Annotated in this window: 21 protein-coding genes; all 21 read left to right on the top strand. The window is 43.7% G+C overall.

What is annotated here, in order from left to right; all coding sequences use genetic code 11:
- The first annotated feature begins 212 nt into the window (after positions 1-212).
- The 21 genes from EV146_RS10810 (at position 213) to EV146_RS10715 (ending at position 20,547) form a co-directional block, all read left to right on the top strand.
- Positions 213-2,129, top strand: a complete 1,917-nt coding sequence (locus EV146_RS10810) for a stage V sporulation protein D (RefSeq protein ID WP_132005729.1) — start codon at positions 213-215, stop codon at positions 2,127-2,129.
- 183 nt (positions 2,130-2,312) lie between these two features.
- Positions 2,313-3,785 carry a UDP-N-acetylmuramoyl-L-alanyl-D-glutamate--2,6-diaminopimelate ligase gene (locus EV146_RS10805; RefSeq protein WP_132005726.1) on the top strand — a complete coding sequence of 491 codons (1,473 nt, stop codon included), beginning with the start codon at positions 2,313-2,315 and terminating at the stop codon, positions 3,783-3,785.
- A gap of 152 nt (positions 3,786-3,937) precedes the next feature.
- A complete protein-coding gene (gene mraY, locus EV146_RS10800) occupies positions 3,938-4,912 on the top strand; it encodes a phospho-N-acetylmuramoyl-pentapeptide-transferase (protein ID WP_132005723.1) in 975 nt (324 codons plus the stop codon).
- Positions 4,913-6,265 (top strand): UDP-N-acetylmuramoyl-L-alanine--D-glutamate ligase, encoded by a 1,353-nt coding sequence (gene murD, locus EV146_RS10795; RefSeq protein WP_132005720.1) that lies wholly within the window; start codon positions 4,913-4,915, stop codon positions 6,263-6,265. It abuts the gene before it with no gap.
- A 91-nt stretch (positions 6,266-6,356) separates the two neighbouring features.
- Positions 6,357-7,457, top strand: a complete 1,101-nt coding sequence (gene spoVE / locus EV146_RS10790) for a stage V sporulation protein E (protein WP_121609346.1) — start codon at positions 6,357-6,359, stop codon at positions 7,455-7,457.
- Between the two features lie 226 nt (positions 7,458-7,683).
- Positions 7,684-8,775 (top strand): undecaprenyldiphospho-muramoylpentapeptide beta-N-acetylglucosaminyltransferase, encoded by a 1,092-nt coding sequence (murG, locus tag EV146_RS10785; protein ID WP_132005717.1) that lies wholly within the window; start codon positions 7,684-7,686, stop codon positions 8,773-8,775.
- A gap of 59 nt (positions 8,776-8,834) precedes the next feature.
- The gene (gene murB, locus EV146_RS10780; protein ID WP_121609344.1) at positions 8,835-9,743 is read left to right on the top strand and encodes a UDP-N-acetylmuramate dehydrogenase; all 909 of its coding nucleotides are present in this window, start codon (positions 8,835-8,837) and stop codon (positions 9,741-9,743) included.
- Between the two features lie 211 nt (positions 9,744-9,954).
- On the top strand, positions 9,955-10,746 hold the full coding sequence (locus EV146_RS10775) for a cell division protein FtsQ/DivIB (RefSeq protein ID WP_121609343.1): 792 nt from the start codon (positions 9,955-9,957) through the stop codon (positions 10,744-10,746).
- Complete coding sequence (locus EV146_RS10770) at positions 10,736-11,428, top strand: DUF881 domain-containing protein (protein ID WP_241993885.1); 693 nt, start codon at positions 10,736-10,738, stop codon at positions 11,426-11,428. The genes EV146_RS10775 and EV146_RS10770 overlap by 11 nt, the downstream gene beginning before the upstream one ends.
- Positions 11,429-11,482: 54 nt before the next feature.
- Positions 11,483-12,211 (top strand): DUF881 domain-containing protein, encoded by a 729-nt coding sequence (locus tag EV146_RS10765; protein WP_132005887.1) that lies wholly within the window; start codon positions 11,483-11,485, stop codon positions 12,209-12,211.
- A 2-nt stretch (positions 12,212-12,213) separates the two neighbouring features.
- Positions 12,214-12,564, top strand: coding sequence for a small basic family protein (locus EV146_RS10760; RefSeq protein ID WP_121609341.1), 351 nt, complete (start codon positions 12,214-12,216; stop codon positions 12,562-12,564).
- Between the two features lie 120 nt (positions 12,565-12,684).
- The gene (ftsA, locus tag EV146_RS10755; protein ID WP_121609340.1) at positions 12,685-13,968 is read left to right on the top strand and encodes a cell division protein FtsA; all 1,284 of its coding nucleotides are present in this window, start codon (positions 12,685-12,687) and stop codon (positions 13,966-13,968) included.
- Positions 13,969-14,009: 41 nt separating this feature from the next.
- Positions 14,010-15,155 (top strand): cell division protein FtsZ, encoded by a 1,146-nt coding sequence (ftsZ, locus tag EV146_RS10750; protein ID WP_132005714.1) that lies wholly within the window; start codon positions 14,010-14,012, stop codon positions 15,153-15,155.
- 111 nt (positions 15,156-15,266) lie between these two features.
- Complete coding sequence (locus EV146_RS28140) at positions 15,267-15,398, top strand: hypothetical protein (RefSeq protein WP_277873211.1); 132 nt, start codon at positions 15,267-15,269, stop codon at positions 15,396-15,398.
- A gap of 116 nt (positions 15,399-15,514) precedes the next feature.
- Complete coding sequence (spoIIGA, locus tag EV146_RS10745) at positions 15,515-16,450, top strand: sigma-E processing peptidase SpoIIGA (protein ID WP_132005711.1); 936 nt, start codon at positions 15,515-15,517, stop codon at positions 16,448-16,450.
- A 44-nt stretch (positions 16,451-16,494) separates the two neighbouring features.
- Positions 16,495-17,214, top strand: coding sequence for an RNA polymerase sporulation sigma factor SigE (gene sigE / locus EV146_RS10740; protein WP_121609336.1), 720 nt, complete (start codon positions 16,495-16,497; stop codon positions 17,212-17,214).
- 153 nt (positions 17,215-17,367) lie between these two features.
- Entirely contained in the window at positions 17,368-18,147 is a 780-nt protein-coding gene (gene sigG, locus EV146_RS10735) for an RNA polymerase sporulation sigma factor SigG (RefSeq protein WP_121609335.1), read from the top strand.
- 112 nt (positions 18,148-18,259) lie between these two features.
- Entirely contained in the window at positions 18,260-18,529 is a 270-nt protein-coding gene (locus EV146_RS10730; protein WP_121609334.1) for a YlmC/YmxH family sporulation protein, read from the top strand.
- Between the two features lie 64 nt (positions 18,530-18,593).
- Positions 18,594-19,421, top strand: a complete 828-nt coding sequence (pgeF, locus tag EV146_RS10725; protein WP_132005708.1) for a peptidoglycan editing factor PgeF — start codon at positions 18,594-18,596, stop codon at positions 19,419-19,421.
- Positions 19,422-20,093, top strand: a complete 672-nt coding sequence (locus tag EV146_RS10720) for a YggS family pyridoxal phosphate-dependent enzyme (protein WP_132005705.1) — start codon at positions 19,422-19,424, stop codon at positions 20,091-20,093. It abuts the gene before it with no gap.
- Positions 20,094-20,106: 13 nt separating this feature from the next.
- A complete protein-coding gene (locus tag EV146_RS10715; protein ID WP_121609331.1) occupies positions 20,107-20,547 on the top strand; it encodes a cell division protein SepF in 441 nt (146 codons plus the stop codon).
- Positions 20,548-20,550 lie beyond the last annotated feature (3 nt).

Raw genomic sequence — 20,550 nt, 5'->3', positions numbered from 1 at the left:
TCTGTTTTTTTTTTTTTTTGGGAGCTAGAGAATACGAATCAAAGTGCTTCCGGATTAAGGGGCTGAAGTTCTATCCTTCAGGGTACAAGCATATAGTTGAACAAGCTATGCCAAATCAATTAGTTGCAGGCATAGACCTTAACGATCAGTGTTCAGCAGTTTTGCTGACAGGGGGCTGGTTGCTGTTTTTATAAGGGAGGTTTGTTCATTTCATGCGAGTTTCTAATGTGACGGTCAGGAAAAGGCTGGCATTTGTACTGGTGGTAGGTATCCTTGTTTTTTTTATCATTGACATCCGCCTCGGATATGTCCAGTTTTTTATGGGGGAGTGGTTAACGGACGGTGCAAAAAGTTCGTGGAGCAGGAATATTCCATTTCAGCCGAAGCGGGGCGAAATTACTGACCGAAACGGGGTGGCCCTTGCAACCAATATCAGTGCCCCGACTGTCTGGACTGTTCCAAGGCAAATAGAGAATCCGGCGGAAACGGCCGAAAAGCTTGGGAAAGTCCTTAACATTTCCAAAGAGAAGGTTTACCAATACATTACAAAGAGTGCTTCCATCGTCAGGATTAACGAAGCAAGAAAAATATCACACGAAAAAGCAAAAGAAGTCCGGGCGCTTGACTTAAAGGGAGTATATATTGGGGAGGATTCAAAACGGCATTATCCATTTGGAAACTACCTGTCTCATGTGCTTGGATTTACTGGAGTCGATAACCAGGGGTTAATGGGGCTTGAACTTTTTTACGATAAGGAGTTAAAAGGTAAAGAAGGTTCTGTTCAGTTTTATGCCAATGCGAAGGGCCAGCGGATGAACGACATGGCGGATGATTATCAGCCTCCGATAGATGGCATGGATCTCCGTCTGACGATTGACAGCAAGATCCAGACGATTGTCGAGAGGGAGCTGGACATTGCCGAAGCCAAGTATAATCCGGATGGAATTATCGCAATTGCCATGGATCCGAACAACGGGGAGATATTTGCTATGTCAAGCCGGCCTGGTTTTGATCCGGCCAATTTTCAAAATGTTCCCCAGGAGGTATACAATCGAAATCTGCCTGTCTGGAGTACATATGAGCCCGGTTCCACCTTTAAAATCATTACTTTGGCTGCAGCCTTGGAGGAAGGGAAGGTTAATCTCGAAAAGGAACATTTCTATGATCCTGGCTTTGCAGAAGTCGGAGGTGCGAAGCTGCGCTGCTGGAAGGCAGGTGGCCATGGATCCCAAACCTTCCTTGAAGTGGTTCAAAATTCCTGCAACCCAGGTTTTGTTGAACTGGGTGAACGTTTAGGGAAGGATACGCTGTTCAAATACATTAAAGACTTTGGCTTTGGTCAAAAAACCGGGATCGACCTTCAGGGTGAGGGAACAGGTATCATGTTTAAGCTGGACAGAGTAGGGCCAGTTGAACAGGCGACTACAGCTTTCGGGCAAGGGGTTTCTGTAACTCCCATACAGCAGGCGGCTGCGGTTTCTGCCGCCATTAACGGAGGGATCCTCTATACGCCATATATTGCCAAAGAGCTGATTGATTCAGAGACTGGAAAATCTGTAATGGAGAAAACCCCTGTTGCAAAAAGAAGGGTTATATCTGAAGAGACCTCAAAAGAGATTAGACATGCTTTGGAAAGTGTGGTGGCAAAGGGGAGCGGTAAAAATGCATTTGTCGAAGCCTACCGCGTAGGCGGGAAGACAGGGACAGCCCAAAAAGCAAAGGATGGGAGATACTTAGAGAACAACCATATTGTGTCTTTCATTGGATTCGCTCCTGCTGATGACCCCGAGCTGCTCGTTTATATAGCTGTTGACAATCCAAAAGGAACCATACAATTTGGCGGGGTGGTAGCAGCGCCCATTGTCGGTAATATTATCGAGGACAGCCTGCACGCAATGAATGTGAAACCAAGGAAAAATCAAATAGAAAAAGAGATGACATGGCTTGATACCCCAATGATCGAAGTGCCAGACCTGGTAGGTTTAACAAAAAGGGAGATCCAGCAAATGATGGTAAACCTGAAGATCGATGTCAGCGGTGAAGGGGATAAGGTGGTTAAACAAGCGCCATCCGCCGGGGTAAAGGTAAAAGAAGGTTCAACCATCAGACTTTATATGACAGAAGACTAAAACGAACGTATATGAATGACAGTATAGCGGGAAGAGGCGGCGATAAAGCAATTTAAATCGCCGCCTTTTTTTATGGGAGAAAAAGATGGGGACTCCCTGGACTTTTCAATGAGAATGATAGCTAAATTTGCCCTAATCATGTAAAATATAAAACGCCATGTTTGTTTGGAGAGGATTGATTATATGAAACTACATCAGCTATTGGGATATTTGCATCCTTTCGTTGACTATAAAGGGGAAAACCCTGAGATTATTTCGATCGAAAATGATAACCGAAAAGTACAGAAGGGAAGCTTATTTATCTGTATCAAAGGCTATACGGTCGATGGGCATGACTTTGCCCAGTCGGCAGTAGCCAATGGAGCTTCAGCCGTTCTGGCTGAAAGGGACTTAAATTTGAATGTCCCTGTCATCGTGGTGAAAAATACGATTAGAGCCATGGCCGTTCTGGCCGATGCTTTTTATGGGCAGCCAAGCCATAAGATCCATATGATTGGCATAACCGGGACGAATGGAAAAACAACCACCAGTCATCTGATTGAAAAAATCTTTGCAGATGCAGGTCAGAAAACCGGACTGATCGGGACAATGTATACAAAAATCGGGGAAAGAACGTTTGAGGTAAAAAATACGACTCCAGAAAGCCTCACGCTGCAAAAAACCTTAAAGCAAATGGCAGATGCAGAGGTTCAGACTACGGTGATGGAGGTTTCTTCGCATGCGCTTGTTCATGGAAGGGTCCATGGCACGGATTATGATGTGGCGGTATTCACAAACCTTACACAGGACCACCTTGACTATCACAAGACTATGGAAGAATACAAAAAAGCAAAGGGCCTTCTATTTGCGCAGCTGGGCAATGCTTATTCTCATAATAAGCCCAAATTTGCTGTTCTTAATGCGGATGACCCGGCAAGTGAAGAATATGCCAGGATTACGTCTGCCCACACTCTGACCTACGGAATAGACAATCACGCTGATCTGAAGGCAACAAATGTGCACATGACAGCGAGCGGCACTTCTTTTGAACTTGTAAGTCCTCTCGGAGTGAATAAGATTAATATTCAGCTTATTGGGAAGTTCAGCGTTTATAATGTATTGGCTGGAATTGCTACTGGTCTGGCATCAGGTTTGCCGCTGGCGGGGATTATTTCTTCCATTGAAAGTGTAAAAGGGGTATCAGGCCGTTTTGAACCTGTAGATGGAGGCCAGGATTTTTCAGTTATTGTTGATTACGCCCATACTCCTGACAGCCTCGAAAACGTGTTGAAAACGGTGGGGCAGTTTGCGGAAAAGAGAGTTTTTGTTGTTGTGGGCTGCGGCGGAGACAGGGACAGGACCAAACGGCCGTTAATGGCTAAAATCGCGTGTGAATATGCAAGCAATCCAATCTTCACCTCGGATAATCCACGAAGTGAAGATCCCGGGCAAATCCTCATTGATATGGAGGAAGGGGTTGAAGGGGAGTCCTACATCAAGATAGTTGACCGTGAAGAAGCGATTCATTATGCTGTTAACAATGCCCAGACTGGGGATGTCATCCTGATTGCGGGGAAAGGTCATGAAACCTACCAGCAGGTTGGAGATCAGATTCTTGATTTTGACGATCGGGAAGTTGCATTGAAAGCTATAAAGCAGAAAGGAAAAATAGAATAAAACGATGGACAACTTAAAAAAGCAAAGCAATCATTTGATAAGCTATTATTTTTGTAACGAAAGACTTCTGTATCTCTCCCAAAAAACATATGATATTCCGGACACCTTTGGTGTAATACCGGAAAAGTCTGTCAAGAAAGGGGAGAGTAAAAATGCTTGAGCAAGTTATCTTTTTCACGATTCTACTGGGTTTTTTAATTTCAGTTCTGCTTTCTCCCCTTTTTATTCCGTTCCTTAGAAGGCTTAAATTCGGGCAAAGCATCCGGGAAGAAGGACCTAAATCCCACCAGAAGAAAACGGGTACTCCAACGATGGGCGGCCTCATGATCCTGCTGTCTATCACGGTCACGACCTTGGTGATGATCGGTAAATTCTCTGAGCCTACAGTTGAAACCTATTTACTATTGTTTGTAACGCTGGGGTTTGGGCTGCTCGGTTTTCTTGATGACTTTATTAAGGTTGTCATGAAGCGGAATCTTGGACTTACTTCAAAACAGAAACTTTTAGGACAGATTGTCATTTCTGTAATTTTTTACATTATATTCAGGCAGAGTGATTTTTCAACGGAAATCAGTGTGCCGCTTACGGACCTATCCTTTGATCTTGGATGGGCATATGTGCTGTTTGTTATTTTTTGGCTGGTCGGTTTTTCAAACGCCGTTAACCTGACAGACGGCCTTGATGGACTTGTTTCAGGGACTGCTGCGATTGCATTCGGTGCATTTGCAGTCCTGGCCTGGAGCCAGGACCAGTATGAACTCGCAATCTTTTCTGTTGCTGTAGTGGGGGCAGTACTGGGGTTTCTTGTATTTAATGCCCACCCTGCAAAGGTATTTATGGGTGATACAGGTTCACTTGCGCTTGGTGGTGCCATCGCAACAGTAGCCATTCTTACTAAGCTCGAGATCCTGCTGATTATTATTGGCGGAATCTTTGTCCTAGAAACATTGTCTGTTATCCTCCAGGTAATTTCCTTTAAGACAACAGGCAAGAGGATTTTCAGAATGAGCCCTCTGCATCACCACTATGAACTGATTGGCTGGTCAGAGTGGCGTGTAGTGGTCACTTTCTGGACTGTCGGTCTTTTATGTGCCATTATTGGAATCTATATTGAGGTGTGGGTATAAGTGAAAGCAGTAACTAATTATCAGCATAAAAAAATACTCGTCCTTGGCCTTGCGAAAAGTGGAGTCAGTGCGGCTTCCCTGCTGCACAAGCTTGGTGCATTCGTCACGGTCAATGATAATAAACCTTTGTCAGAAAACCCCGAGGCACAGGGCCTTCTTGAACAGGGCATCAAAGTGGTTTGCGGGGGCCATCCTGTTGAATTAATGGACGAAGGGTTTGAATTGGTCGTTAAAAATCCGGGAATCCCTTATCATAACCCAATGGTCCAAAAGGCAATGCAAAACAGCATTCCTGTTATTACAGAGGTAGAGCTTGCCTATCAGATTTCTGAGGCTCCTTTTATAGGAATTACCGGGACAAATGGCAAGACCACTACTACCACGCTGGTATTTGATATGCTTAAAGCGGGGAAGAAAAACCCTCTAATTGCAGGCAATATTGGTACGGTTGCCTCAGGAGTGGCACAGGAAGCCGGACCTGAAAACAAGATTGTAATTGAGCTGTCCTCGTTTCAATTGATGGGGATTTCTACTTTTAAGCCAAAAATTGCGATTATAACCAATCTATATGAAGCACATCTTGATTATCATGGAACCTTGGGAGAATACCATCAGGCTAAAGCAAGGATTACCGAAAATCAGGAAAAAGACGATTATTTAATTGTAAATGCAGATCAGGAAAAAGTTATGGGAATTGCAAGAAAATCGCAGGCTCAAGTGATTCCTTTTTCAACCAGGGAAGTATTATCGCACGGAGTATATGTCAGTGACGGATGGATCTGTTTTAACGAAGAAAGAATCATCCGCCGGGAAGAAGTTGCCCTTCCGGGAGAACATAATCTTGAGAATATCCTCTCGGCAGTCGCTGCTGCCAGGCTTGCCGGGGCAGATAAAGAGGCAATTATCAAGGTGCTAAAAACCTTCACCGGGGTTCGGCATCGCCTGCAGTTTGTAGAAGAAATCGGGGGCCGTAAATTTTACAATGATTCCAAGGCCACTAATATATTGGCCACCCAAAAGGCCCTTTCCGCATTCCAGTCACCTGTTGTCCTCCTGGCTGGAGGGCTGGACCGGGGCAACAGCTTTGACGAGCTTGTGCCTTCGCTTGATGGCGTAAAAGCTCTGGTGACTTTTGGGCAGACGGCAGAAAAGATTAAAATGGCGGGAGAAGCGGCAGGGATAAAAACAATCGTTCACGTCGATAATGTTGAAAAAGCTGTTCCTGAAGCTTTCAACCTTTCCGATGCGGGAGACGTTGTTCTCCTTTCCCCTGCCTGTGCAAGCTGGGATCAATATAAAACTTTTGAGGTCAGAGGAGACATGTTCATCGAAGCCGTGCATAAGCTTAAGTAGGGCTTGTCTTCGATCTCACAAATCATTGCTTCGGCTAAATGGATTGGTAAGCATCGTACAGGTTCTAATCTAACCGTCGAGGTGTGTTCCATTGCCAACCAAAAAAACGACTCCTGACTTCATACTTTTAATTGTCACTTTTTCACTTCTGGCCGTTGGACTGACGATGGTATACAGTGCAAGCGCAATTTGGGCAGAATATAAATTTGATGACTCCTTCTTCTTTGCCAAAAGACAAATGTTATTCGCAGGTGTCGGTATCATCGCGATGTTTTTCATAATGAATGTCGATTACTGGACATGGCGGACATGGGCAAAGGTGCTGGTCATTGTTTGTTTCGTTCTTCTGCTGCTTGTCCTCATACCTGGGATTGGAAATGTCAGGAACGGTTCAAGGAGCTGGATCGGGGTGGGGGCTTTTTCCATTCAGCCTTCCGAGTTTATGAAATTGGCGATGATTGCATTTCTTGCTAAGTTCCTTTCGGAAAAGCAGAAATTAATCACTTCGTTTAAATCTGGACTGCTGCCTTCTCTGTCATTGGTTTTTACCGCGTTTGGCATGATTATGCTTCAGCCCGATCTTGGGACAGGTACTGTCATGGTTGGAACATGTGTTGTCATGATTTTTATTGCGGGAGCAAAAATAAGCCATTTTGCGTTTTTGGGCCTGCTGGGCGTAGCAGGATTTGTGGGCTTGATTGCATCTGCACCCTACCGGATGAAAAGGATTACTTCCTTTCTCGATCCCTGGGAGGATCCGCTTGGCAGTGGTTTTCAGATGATCCAGTCTCTTTATGCAATAGGGCCCGGGGGACTATTCGGGCTCGGGCTTGGACAAAGCAGGCAAAAGTTCTTTTATCTGCCCGAGCCTCAAACTGATTTTATTTTCGCCATTATCGCTGAGGAATTAGGGTTCATAGGCGGTTCGTTTGTCCTGATTCTATTTTCCCTGCTGCTTTGGCGGGGAGTCAGAATCGCTTTGGGTGCCCCGGACCTGTATGGAAGCCTGTTAGCCGCTGGGATTATAGCCATGGTCGCTATCCAGGTCATGATCAATATAGGTGTTGTTACCGGGTTAATGCCTGTTACGGGGATTACCTTGCCGTTTCTGAGCTATGGTGGATCTTCCCTGACTTTAATGCTTATGGCAATAGGAGTGCTGCTGAATATAAGCAGATACTCCAGATATTGAATTAACCCTGTGAAGCAGGGTTTCTTTTTATTCTCATTCATGCCTTAATAGTTAATAAAAACACTATTTCTATATTACAGTTCAGTAACAATCATTTTAAAAATCCCTGCTGTGTTTAGAATGTAGTAGAATAGGGTAAAGCCGGGGGGTGCCCGTTTTATTGCAAAGACTCCCTCGGTTTTTAGCTGCAATAGAAATATTGATAATCTCTCCAAGAGGTGGAAAAATGAAAATAGTAGTAAGCGGCGGAGGAACTGGAGGCCACATTTATCCAGCACTAGCCTTGATCAGAGAAATTCAAAAAACAGATAAAAACGCCGAGTTTCTCTATATAGGAACAGAAAAAGGACTTGAAAGCAAAATAGTGCCGAGAGAAAATATCGCTTTTAAATCAATACATATTACAGGATTTAGAAGGAAGCTAAGTTTCGAGAATGTTAAAACTGTTTTAAGATTCCTCAAAGGTGTGAGAAACAGCAGAAAAATCCTGAAGGAGTTCAAAGCCGATGTAGTCATAGGGACAGGGGGCTATGTTTGCGGGCCAGTGGTTTATGCAGCCGCCAAGCTCGGAATTCCTACTGTCATTCATGAGCAAAACAGTGTACCAGGACTGACCAATAAGTTTTTAAGCAGATATGTGGACCGAATTGGAATCTGCTTCGAGGAAGCGCGGCAATTTTTCCCTGAAAATAAAGTGGTCATGACAGGAAATCCACGTGCCTCTGAGGTGCTCGGACAGGATGGTATCAAAGGCCGGCTTTCAGCAGGGTTGAAAATAAACAAACCAGCTGTATTAATCTTTGGCGGAAGCCGGGGGGCAAAGCCTCTTAACGAAGCGGTGCTGAAATCCATCACCGAACTTGGAAGCAAGCCATATCAGGTACTCTATGTTACCGGTGATGTTCACTATGATGAAGTGAAAAAAGAAGTCGAGCTGATCGGAAATCCCGAAAATGTAATTATCAAGCCTTTCATTCATAACATGCCTGAAGTGCTTGCAGGGATTGATTTGACCGTTGCCCGTGCTGGGGCTACTACACTCGCAGAATTAACTTCGCTTGGCATCCCGAGCATCCTGATTCCTAGCCCTTACGTAACGGATAATCATCAAGAAAAAAATGCAAGGGCATTAAGCGACCACGAAGCCGCTGTACTTTTGCTCGAGAAAGATCTTACCGGGCCTAAGCTGGTAGAGCATATTGACAGCATCCTGACAGATGGAGACCGATTGAAGCAAATGAAGGCGGCGTCCAAAGAACTGGGCATTCCCGATGCTGCCGCAAGGATGTACCGTTTGTTACAGGAACTAGTCAAGTAGCCCTGTAAAACCGATCGGCATATCATGAATGTAAGAGCTAGCAGGAAAGGAAGATATAAATGAAGGAACTGGCAAGTAAACTCCTTGAAATGAATATAGGGAGTGTTAGAGTGCAAGAGCCGCTGTCAAGCCATACGACAATTAAAATCGGCGGTCCTGCGGACTTGTTTATCGAACCATCTTCAATTGAAAATCTTGCGAAGGTGATGACAGCAATTAAAGAAGCAGGGGTAAAGTGGACAGCGATTGGCCGTGGTTCCAATCTGCTTGTCTCCGATAAAGGTATTGAAGGCGCAGTTATCAAATTAGGAGCCGGACTTGACCATCTTGAAATCGACGGGACAAAAATTTCGGTTGGCGGCGGGGTTTCTGTTGTAAGCCTGGCAATGGCAATGAGCAGAAAAGGATTGTCTGGTCTAGAATTTGCGGCAGGCATACCGGGGTCCGTAGGCGGGGCTGTTTATATGAACGCCGGAGCCCATGGTTCTGATGTTTCTAAGATCCTGGAAAAAGCACATGTTCTGTTCGAGGACGGAGCAATGGAGTGGCTGTCTGTCGATGAAATGGAGTTTTCCTATAGAACCTCAGTGCTTCAGAAGAAACGTCCGGGAATTGTACTGGAAGCTGTTTTTCAGCTCAAGGAAGCCAATAAGGACGAAATAATTGCTGAAATCAAGAAAAATAAGGATTACCGGAAGGATACCCAGCCATGGAGTTCGCCTTGCGCCGGCTCAATCTTTAGAAATCCCCTACCTGAGTATGCAGGCCAGTTAATTGAAAAGGCTGGGTTGAAAGGACATCAAATCGGAGGGGCAAAGATTTCTGAAATGCATGGGAACTTTATTGTCAATGCTGGAAATGCAAAGGCTGAGGACGTCCTTGCCTTAATCGAACATGTTAAGGCAACCATCCAGGATCTTTATGGTGTAGAGATGGAAACTGAAGTAGAAATAATTGGGCGGATTTAGCTGGAAACTAACACCCTTAATACTAAAAATGTGGTATAATAGTTCATCAGATTATGCAGCGGCAGATGTGGTCCTAAAGAAATAACGGCATGAATTTCGTGCCGTTGTTTTCACTTTAGCCCCTTTGGCAGCTCTTCTTTGATTTTTGATTTCCTTGCAGGAAGGTTTGACCTGCCAAGGTATCGATTTGCTTTGAAAGAGGTGATGGGGAATGGAAAAAGAAAAAATTGTTTCAATTGAGGAGCGAATTCCCAAACTGAAACTCCAAAGGAGAAAAAAAGCAAATAGAAGACTGATCATCATGTTGATTTTATTTTTCACACTCATCCTTTGCATCATTTACTTCCAATCCCCGTTAAGCAAGGTTAAATCGTTCTCCGTTCATGGAAATGATTCCTACACTGCCGATGAAATATTGAAGTTCAGTGAAATTTCAAGCCAGTCAAATATTTGGAAGATAAATAGAAACGAGGCAGAAAGCAAGCTGGAAAAGCTTCCGGAGATTAAAAATGCGGAGGTTACTGTCCGCCTTCCAAATACCGTAAAGATTGAACTTAAAGAATACGAAAAGCTGGCCTATCTTTCCAAAGGGAAGGATTTCTTCCCTGTATTGGGAAACGGTGAAATACTTGGGAATGATTTGTCAGATGATATGCCTGTCAATGCCCCCATCCTGATTGGGTTCAAGGAGGGCAAGGCTCTTGACGAAATGATTTCTTCTCTTGAACGTCTGCCGGATGAAATCCTCAGTTCCATTTCAGAAATTCATTATAAACCTTCAAAAACGGATGCCTACCGAATAAATCTCTTCATGAATGATGGATACGAGGTTAATGCAACATTAAGGAATTTTACAGAAAAGATGACCCATTATCCTTCTATTATCAGTCAGCTGGACCCTGCTCAAAAAGGGGTCATTGACCTGGAGGTAGGCTCGTATTTTAAAGCGTATCAAGCAGAGGAAGCTGAAGAAGTTGAGCTTAAAAAAGAAAGTGAAGACTAACCGTGTTGTATTGTCATTGGTTTGTATTGTGCTCGGATTCATGATTGCCTTTTCATATCGGATTAATCAGAATGAGAGAAGCAAAGGCATGATCACTGACAGGCAATGGGAGCAAAATATCAGCCTCCGAAATCAGCTGATTGAGCAGGAAGAGACAAATCGGGCTTTACAGAAGGAATTGAACGAAAAGCAGGAAATGGTAAGGAATTACGAAGCCGAGCTGGCAAAGGAAGCGGAAATCTATTTTAACCTCGCTGAAGATGCCGAGAAATACAGGATGTTTCTTGGGAAGGTAAAGGTTAAGGGAAATGGTGTAAAAGTTACCCTTTCAGATGGGGAATATAATCCGAATGAAGAAAACATCAATAATTATCTTGTCCATGAGCATCACGTATTTAAAGTGATAAATGAATTATATATATCCGGTGCTACAGCGGTGGCGATAAATGGGCAGAGGCTGACCCACAATTCCTATATTATCTGTGATGGCCCTGTCATTACAGTTGACGGCTATCAGCATCCGGCTCCTTTTGAAATAACCGCAATTGGCGACCCTGAAGTGCTTGCATCTGCCCTGAACATTACCGGCGGGGTCAAGGATCAATTGGTAAACGACGAGATTATATTTTCCCTGCAGGAACAAGATGGGATTGTCATGGACCCAATTGTCGGAAAAAAATAAAGGTGATGGACAAGCGTTGCCATGGCAAGACTTTAATAAGGATAGGTGAGTGTGATGCGCAGCCAAAAGAACTTCTACTTTGCCTTGACGGCCGCAATAATTGGCTTTATGGTTGCCATCCAATTCAGGACAGTAAGCGAACCTGTTGTCAGGGATACCCGGGATACATGGGAGCTGAGGGAAGACCTGATGGCTGAAAAGGAAATTCAGTCCCAATTGCTGCTCGAGATTCGTTCGAATGAAGAAAAACTCACAAAATATAAAAATGAACGCCAGCAAAGCAAAGCAATGGTTCTTAAGGATACATTAAGTGAGTTGAAATCAGAGGCGGGTTTAACGAAGGTTTCTGGCCCGGGAGTGATTCTGACGCTATATCCCATTGGTGAAGAGCTTGGGGCAGAGGTGCCTGTCAGCTATGTTTCCCCCAGCTTGCTAAAAAGGCTGTTAAATGAATTAAATTTGAACGGGGCCATACATGCAGCTGTGGATGGCCAGAGGGTCATTAATACTACGGTCATCCGTGACATTAATAAAGAAACAAAAATTAACGGCCGTTCGTTAAAAAGATTCCCTTTGGAAATAAAGGTCATTGCAGCAAGTGCACAGGATGCGGAGAAGCTATACAACCGGATGCAGGCTTCCCAGGTGATTGAAGATTTCTTCATCGATAATCTGCAGGTCAGCATCAAGAAACCTCAAACAGATATTGAAATTCCAGCCTATGAAGATACAGTGAGGATCCGGTTCATGGAGCCTGTGGAAACAGCAAAAGGAGGCGGGTAATAATGTGGCTTCCTTTTATGGGGCTCGTCATTGGAGTCATCATTGGATTGTTGACGGATATCAGAATTCCCGAGGAATATTCTAATTATCTGTCGATTGCGATACTGGCTGCATTGGATACAATGTTTGGAGGAATAAGGGCCCAGCTTCAAAATATTTATGATGAAAAAGTATTTGTTTCAGGTTTCTTTTTTAATATTCTGCTTGCCGCAAGTTTAGCTTTTCTAGGTGTTCATCTTGGTGTAGACTTGTATTTAGCAGCTGTATTTGCCTTTGGGGTAAGGCTGTTTCAGAATATTGCCGTTATTAGGAGAATCCTTTTGGCTAAATGGTCCTCAAACGGTGAAAAATAGAAAAAAAAATGATATTTTAAAAGGGAATCATTTAATTGTGACGAATAAGGTCTATGTAATAAAGAGGAGAGAATCGGTTGTTGTTCTAAAAGATGTAATTGTTGAAGGAGGTGCCACAGAATGAACAGCAATGATATATATGTCAGTCTTGACATCGGTACATCCAGTGTAAAAGTTATCATTGGGGAAATGGTCAACGACTCTTTAAATATAATTGGTGTTGGCAACGTTAAGTCTGAGGGCTTAAGGAAAGGCTCTATTGTTGATATAGATGAAACCGTTCATTCTATTAAACAGGCAGTGGAACAGGCTGAAAGAATGATAGGCATGGAAATACGCCGGGTGATCGTGGGAGTAACCGGGAACCATGTATCCCTTATGCCCTGCCATGGTGTAGTTGCCGTATCCAGCGAAAACAGGGAAATCACAGATGAAGATGTCGCCAGGGTAATTGACGCTGCCCAAGTGGTTTCGATTCCACCGGAACGGGAAATTATTGATGTCATTCCAAGACAGTTTATTGTCGATGGATTGGATGAAATAAATGATCCTCGAGGCATGATTGGTGTCCGGCTTGAAATGGAAGGGACAATCATAACTGGTTCAAAAACCATCTTACATAATACACTTCGCTGTGTGGAACGTTCGGGTCTTGAAGTGCTGGATATCGTCCTGCAGCCCCTGGCAGCCGGGGCATTTGCCCTTTCCAAGGATGAAAAGAATATGGGTGTCGTGCTTATTGACATGGGAGGCGGCTCCACCACACTTGGGTGGTTCGATAATGGGCAGCTCGCTGGCACTTCAGTCATCCCGGTTGGAGGGGAGCATATCACCAAGGATTTATCAATCGGTCTCCGAACTTCGACAGAAGATGCTGAAAAGATTAAAATAAAACATGGGCATGCGTTTTATGACCATGCTTCCGAAGATGAGGTTTTTAGCGTTGGCATCATTGGCAGTGACCAGCAGCAGCAGTTCAATCAGCTTGAGATTGCCGATATCATTGAGGCCCGTATTGAGGAAATTTTTGAATTGGTTCAAAATGAACTGAGGGCGCTGAAGGTTCGTGATTTGCCAGGAGGATTTGTCCTGACCGGCGGTGTTGCCAATATGCAGGGAGTGCTGGAACTGGCACAGGATATGTTCCAGAGCCGTGTAAGATTAGCGGTTCCGGATTATATTGGCGTACGTGAACCGCAGTTCACAACAGCTGTAGGCCTTATTAAATTTGCTTATAAAAATGCTAAACTGCAAGGCAGAAAAATGGAAGCTACTTTTGGAGAACAGGAATTCAAAGAGAAACGGGTTCAAAAACAGCCGCATCCAAAAGCGAAGCCGGAAAAACAACCGGAAGAAAAGGCATCATCAAGAGTTAAGAAATTTCTTGGCTACTTTTTTGAGTAACCAATGCTATCCGGAATTTCGACGAATTAGGAGGATTTGTCATGTTGGAGTTTGATACAAATTTAGATTCACTAGCAACGATAAAAGTTATCGGCGTTGGCGGCGGTGGGAATAATGCGGTTAACCGAATGATAGAGCATGGGGTGCAGGGTGTTGAATTTATCGCAGTCAATACAGATGCACAGGCATTGAATCTTTCCAAAGCGGAAATTAAAATGCAGATCGGCGGCAAGCTCACAAGGGGACTGGGAGCCGGTGCAAATCCAGAGGTAGGCAAAAAAGCAGCTGAAGAGAGCAAGGAGCAGATTGAAGAAGCTCTAAAAGGGGCTGACATGGTATTTGTAACTGCCGGAATGGGAGGCGGTACAGGTACAGGAGCGGCTCCTGTCATTGCACAAATTGCCAGGGATTTAGGCGCTTTGACTGTCGGCGTAGTAACTCGTCCGTTTACGTTCGAAGGAAGAAAGCGGGCTACTCAAGCGGCTGGCGGAATAGGTGCTATGAAAGAAGCAGTGGACACGCTGATTGTCATTCCTAATGACAGACTTCTTGAAATTGTTGATAAAAGCACTCCGATGCTTGAAGCATTCCGTGAGGCGGACAATGTCCTTCGTCAGGGTGTTCAGGGGATCTCAGATTTGATTGCAGTCCCAGGGCTAATCAATCTTGACTTTGCCGACGTTAAAACAATTATGTCCAATAAAGGTTCTGCTTTGATGGGCATCGGCGTTGCAGGCGGAGAAAACAGGGCTGCAGAAGCTGCGAAAAAGGCGATTTCATCTCCATTGCTTGAAACATCCATCGATGGAGCTCAAGGTGTACTGATGAATATCACCGGAGGAAGCAACCTTAGCCTGTATGAAGTACAGGAAGCAGCTGACATCGTGGCATCGGCTTCGGACCAGGAAGTAAATATGATTTTTGGTTCAGTTATCAATGAAAATTTGAAAGACGAAATCGTTGTAACGGTTATTGCCACCGGCTTTAATGATGTACCGGTTCAGCAAAAGCCTTCGCGTCCCGTATTTGGCGGACAGACTAAACCGTCTGTAGGTGCCGTTAAGAGGGAGCCAAAGCGTGAGGAACCTCAGCATGAAGCTCCAAGATCCAACCCGGCACCACAGCAGCAGGTCGAAGATACATTGGATATTCCAACCTTCCTGCGCAACAGAAATAGAAGAAGATAAACAACAAACACGGCGATCCAGCCGTGTTTTTTTTATGCTTTTTTTAAATACAGCCTATAAAACAGGCGGGGGAAAAGTGACAAAATCCGAATAGAAAAGTTAAAATTTCCAATGTTTTGTATACAGAAAGTGACACACTTCCTAAATGGATGTACGTTATACTTTGTCGTAACAGAGAAAAGCGGAGGCGACTGTTCAGTCCCGACAAGCGGTGCAGGGCCGGCCGATGAAGTCGTTCTTTGACTTCAACGGCAGGACCGAAGCGATCGAGGGACTAGGAGCCGGAGCTGAACAGAGAAAAGCGGAGGCGACTGCCTGGCAGAAGAAAACGGGTGTAAAGGTTTTTAAGGGGGGTAGGAATGGTTGTCTATCTTGATATTATTTGGGCCTTAAATCTGTTTTTTGATGCCTTGCTGCTTTATTTAACATCACTGATTTTAAAACGCGGGGTAAAACCCTGGCGCGTGTTCCTGGGGGGATTGATCGGCTCGCTGCTGATCCTGCTAACCCTGACGCCATTTGAACATACAGGGCATCCTGTGGTAAAACTGATTTTCTCCGTCATGATGGTTCTATCTGTATTTGGCTATAAGCGATTTCCATTCTTTTTCAAGAGCCTGATGACTTTTTATTTGGTTACCTTTTTAATCGGTGGTGCTCTGACAGGTGTTCACTACTTTATCCGATTTGATATGGATTTAACATCATCCGTTGCAGTAGCCAACATCCAAGGCTTTGGCGACCCTGTCAGCTGGCTGTTCGTGCTTTTGGGTTTTCCACTCGCCTGGCATTTTTCCAAACAAGGTATCGAACAGATTGATATGGTAAAAATCCAATACGATCAAATTGTCGAAGTTAAAATTGAAATCGGCGAGCTGAGGCTGGAATTGAAGGGGTTAGTTGACAGCGGAAACCAGTTGTATGATCCCATCTCGAGGATGCCTGTGATGTTTGTGTCTTTGAAATCGATCCAGGATATCATTCCTGATCCCATTAGGCGGATCGCGGAGAACCCTGATTTAATCTTGACCGGAAGTGAAACTATTCCAGAGGATTTTGAAAGCAGGATGAAAATCATTCCCTGCCGGGTTGTGGGACAAGAGCATCAGCTCGTCGTTGCAATGAAGCCCGACTTCCTGTCAATTAACCGCAAGGGAAATATTCATGCAGTAGAAAGGGCTTTGGTAAGCTTTACCGCTCAGCAGCTTTCTGCCGATGAAAGCTTTCACTGCATCGTACATCCCAAAATGCTGGCTGGCATATCCAGTGAAGAAACGGGAGTAAGAGTAAGTTAATATAACTATACTCAGCAAAACATAATTTAGAAGGAGGACAATTCATGAAAAGTTTACGGCTGCGCTTATCCTATTACTGGTATAAATTAATGTTAAAGCTCGGAATCAAAACGGATGAAATATACTATATCGGCGGAAGCGAAGCGCTGCCTCCTCCTTTAAACAAAGAAGAAGAAGAACTCCTGCTAAAAAAACTCCCAAATGGCGATAAAGCAGCACGGTCCATCTTAATTGAAAGAAATCTCAGGCTTGTCGTATACATTGCAAGAAAGTTTGAAAACACTGGAATAAATATAGAAGACCTGATTTCCATTGGAACCATCGGCCTTATAAAAGCAGTAAATACATTTAACCCGGAGAAAAAAATTAAGCTTGCTACTTATGCCTCGCGATGTATTGAAAATGAAATTTTAATGTATCTCAGAAGAAATAATAAAATTCGATCCGAAGTTTCATTTGATGAACCATTAAATATCGACTGGGACGGAAATGAATTGCTGTTGTCAGATGTACTGGGAACTGATGACGATATCATTACGAAAGACCTGGAGTCAAACGTCGATAAGAAGCTCCTGATTAAGGCTCTTCAGCAGCTTTCTGACCGCGAAAAACAAATCATGGAGCTTCGCTTTGGTCTTGGAAGCGGGGAAGAAAAGACACAAAAAGATGTCGCAGATATGCTTGGTATTTCACAGTCCTATATTTCCCGGCTTGAAAAAAGAATCATTAAGCGGCTCCGTAAAGAATTTAATAAAATGGTTTAAAAATTTTTTTCAGCTTTAATATCCAATAACGACACCGTTTTGTCGACAATTCATGACTAATTTGGAAATCACGCCCAGTTCCAATGTGCATATTTTTCCTTCCTGCGGAGATACTGAATTTTGTACAGCAGCTCCTGTAAGGAGGGAAAATGATTGACTCGAAACAAAGTGGAAATTTGCGGTGTAGATACTTCAAAATTGCCAGTTTTGAAAAACGAAGAGATGAGAAAACTTTTCAAACAAATGCAAAGCGGTGAGTTATCAGCAAGGGAGAAACTTGTAAATGGAAACCTGAGGCTTGTTTTAAGTGTTATACAGCGCTTTAACAACCGGGGGGAATTTGTTGACGATCTATTCCAGGTTGGCTGTATTGGACTCATGAAATCCATAGATAATTTCGATTTAAGTCAAAATGTAAAGTTTTCAACCTACGCTGTTCCAATGATTATTGGAGAGATTAGAAGGTATCTCAGGGATAACAATCCAATCAGGGTTTCCCGATCGCTAAGAGACATTGCTTATAAAGCATTGCAGGTGAGGGAAAAGCTGATGAGCCAGGTTTCAAGGGAACCGACTGCTGAAGAAATTGCCAAAGTGCTTGAAGTGCCGCACGAAGAAATTGTTTTTGCTCTAGATGCTATCCAGGATCCCGTCTCCCTTTTTGAACCAATTTACAATGATGGCGGAGACCCGATCTATGTAATGGATCAGCTTAGTGACGAACGCAATAAGGATACAAATTGGATTGAAGAAATAGCACTCAAAGAGGGTATGCGCCGCCTGAATGAACGGGAAAAACTGATTTTGAGGAAACGTTTCTTCCAGGGGAAAACGCAAATGGAGGTAGCCGAGGAAATAGGCATATCTCAAGCCCAAGTGTCAAGGCTGGAGAAAGCAGCCATAAAACAGATGAATAAAAATATCCAGAATTAATAAAGGAGCTGCCTGCAGGGCAGCTTTTATTTTTGTGGCCGGAAATAAAGCTATCATGAAAATTCGTCCTGCTTTCATATATTCTAATAAGTGATGGCAGGGAGGAAGATACATGCTGAAAGTCTCTGAGTTTCAAATTAAGGATGTTGTGAATGTTTCGGATGGGAAAAGATTAGGAAATATTGAAGATATCGAAATAAATCTAAATACCGGGAGAATTGAAGCTGTTATCATCGGCGGTGCCGGAAAGGTCCTGGGCCTTTTTGGGAAAGATGAAGAAGTGGTAATTCCCTGGCAGAATATCCTGAAAATAGGAGAGGATGTAATCCTTGTAAGGTTTAGAGATTACGGAGAAATAAAGGAAGTAAAGGACAATGAATAGGGGCTTTTGTTTCCCCCGGAAACGCTTGTTATGCTACACTAAAGAAAATGACTAGGGGTAGGGTATGGAACCATTTAGCTTAACTTCAAAAGAATTCTTTACGATTGAATCATGGATGGAACAATCACCAGGTTTACTCGCAGGATTTTCAACCAAAAACGGCGGAATAAGCAATGGGGATTATTTCGGATTAAACTTTGGGTTTCATGTTGGGGACGCGGAAAAAGCAGTGTGCGGGAATCGCGTCCTTTTCTCGGAAAAGGTCGATTTCCCATTAACCTGCTGGATTGGAGCCGAGCAGACACACGAAGTCTATATCCAAAAAGTGTCAAAAGCCGACAGAGGAAGAGGAGCTAATAATTACCATACTTCATTCAAGGCGACTGACGGATTTTATACAAGGGATAAAGGCACACTGCTGACTCTTTGTTTCGCCGACTGTGTCCCGCTTTATTTTTTTGATGTGAAAGCTGGCATCATTGGACTTGCACATGCCGGCTGGAAAGGGACAGTTGCAGGTATTGGAAAGGAAATGATATCGCTTTTTGTGAAAAATGGAAGTTCACTGGAGAATATTTCTGTGGTCATTGGCCCATCTATATGCAAAAAATGTTATATTGTAGATAGAAAAGTTATCGATTTAGCAGAAAAAATACTAGTAGGTGTCGAAAAAAAACCATATAATCAAATTAGCGAGGGCCAGTATTCTCTTGACCTCAAAGAAACTAATAAACTAATACTTATGAGTGCTGGCATTAAAGAGGATAACATTTTGCCAACGAATTTATGTACTAGCTGCAATAGCAACCATTTTTATTCTCACCGGAAGGATGGGGGAAATACAGGTCGCATGATTGCTTTTATCGGTTGGAAGGAGGATTTTCATCCATAAATGAGCGTGAAGGTAAATTTGGATAGGGTAATGGATTCTATAGCAGCCGCGTGTAAGGCTGCAGACCGTAACCCTGAAGAAGTGAAAATAATTGCTGTGACGAAGTATGTAAGCATTGATCGGGCTGCTGAAGCTGTTGAAGCCGGAATCATTGATCTGGGTGAGAACCGGGATGAAGGGCTGGTTGAAAAATGGGGACACCTTGGAGACAAGGCTGTTTGGCATTACATAGGAACCCTTCAAACCCGCAAGGTCAAAAATGTAATTGATAAAATCAGCTATCTTCATTCTCTGGACAGGCTGTCACTGGCCAAAGAAGTTGACAAACGGGCAGCTTCGCCCGTCAATTGCCTGATTCAGGTTAACGTATCCGGCGAGGAATCCAAGCATGGACTTGAACCTGATTCCGTCCTGGATTTTGTGAGGCAGCTAAGGGAGTTCCAGAATATTCGTGTAGCAGGATTGATGACCATGGCTCCCCATACAGACGATGAAAAAGTATTGAGGAATTGTTTTCGGAAATTAAAAACTTTACAGCAGGAAGTACAGGAGTTAAAGCTTGATTATGCTCCTTGCAGCGAGCTTTCAATGGGAATGTCCAATGATTATCATGTAGCTGTTGAAGAAGGAGCTACAATGGTCCGCATAGGCACTGCTTTGGTTGGTAAATAGGAGGTGCAGGAAAATGAGCCTGAAATCAAAAATTAAGACATTTTTCTTTCTTGAAGATGAATATGACTATAATGATGAGGAAATGATCGAAGAAGAAAGTCAGCCGGTAAAACCATCAAAGCAGCAGCCAGCCCAGAAACAGAATGTTGTAAGCCTGCAAAGTGTGCAGAAATCTTCAAAGGTCATCCTGATGGAACCAAGGGTCTACGCGGAAGCACAGGATATTGCCGATCACTTGAAGAGCAGGCGTGCAGTGGTTGTAAACCTTCAGCGAATTGAAGCGGACCAGGCCAAAAGGATAGTCGACTTTCTTAGCGGGACTGTGTATGCCATTGGGGGAGATATCCAAAAGATTGGTACAAATATCATTTTGTGCACCCCGGACAACGTAGAGGTATCAGGCAATATTTCTGAACTGATGCAGGAACGGGATTTTCAGGAGTCGAGGTGGTAGGAG

It is taken from the genome of Mesobacillus foraminis (assembly GCF_004340465.1).
Classification (GTDB): domain Bacteria; phylum Bacillota; class Bacilli; order Bacillales; family Cytobacillaceae; genus Mesobacillus_B; species Mesobacillus_B foraminis.
This window is presented reverse-complemented; position numbering and strand designations above follow the sequence as displayed.

Coding starts and splice junctions, on each gene's coding strand:
- EV146_RS10810 (WP_132005729.1), top strand. CDS start 213: ATGCGAGTTTCTAATGTGACGGTCAGGAAAAGGCTGGCATTTGTACTG.
- EV146_RS10805 (WP_132005726.1), top strand. CDS start 2,313: ATGAAACTACATCAGCTATTGGGATATTTGCATCCTTTCGTTGACTAT.
- mraY (WP_132005723.1), top strand. CDS start 3,938: ATGCTTGAGCAAGTTATCTTTTTCACGATTCTACTGGGTTTTTTAATT.
- murG (WP_132005717.1), top strand. CDS start 7,684: ATGAAAATAGTAGTAAGCGGCGGAGGAACTGGAGGCCACATTTATCCA.
- murB (WP_121609344.1), top strand. CDS start 8,835: ATGAAGGAACTGGCAAGTAAACTCCTTGAAATGAATATAGGGAGTGTT.
- EV146_RS10775 (WP_121609343.1), top strand. CDS start 9,955: ATGGAAAAAGAAAAAATTGTTTCAATTGAGGAGCGAATTCCCAAACTG.
- EV146_RS10765 (WP_132005887.1), top strand. CDS start 11,483: ATGCGCAGCCAAAAGAACTTCTACTTTGCCTTGACGGCCGCAATAATT.
- EV146_RS10760 (WP_121609341.1), top strand. CDS start 12,214: ATGTGGCTTCCTTTTATGGGGCTCGTCATTGGAGTCATCATTGGATTG.
- ftsA (WP_121609340.1), top strand. CDS start 12,685: ATGAACAGCAATGATATATATGTCAGTCTTGACATCGGTACATCCAGT.
- ftsZ (WP_132005714.1), top strand. CDS start 14,010: ATGTTGGAGTTTGATACAAATTTAGATTCACTAGCAACGATAAAAGTT.
- EV146_RS28140 (WP_277873211.1), top strand. CDS start 15,267: ATGTTTTGTATACAGAAAGTGACACACTTCCTAAATGGATGTACGTTA.
- spoIIGA (WP_132005711.1), top strand. CDS start 15,515: ATGGTTGTCTATCTTGATATTATTTGGGCCTTAAATCTGTTTTTTGAT.
- sigE (WP_121609336.1), top strand. CDS start 16,495: ATGAAAAGTTTACGGCTGCGCTTATCCTATTACTGGTATAAATTAATG.
- EV146_RS10730 (WP_121609334.1), top strand. CDS start 18,260: ATGCTGAAAGTCTCTGAGTTTCAAATTAAGGATGTTGTGAATGTTTCG.
- pgeF (WP_132005708.1), top strand. CDS start 18,594: ATGGAACCATTTAGCTTAACTTCAAAAGAATTCTTTACGATTGAATCA.
- EV146_RS10720 (WP_132005705.1), top strand. CDS start 19,422: ATGAGCGTGAAGGTAAATTTGGATAGGGTAATGGATTCTATAGCAGCC.
- EV146_RS10715 (WP_121609331.1), top strand. CDS start 20,107: ATGAGCCTGAAATCAAAAATTAAGACATTTTTCTTTCTTGAAGATGAA.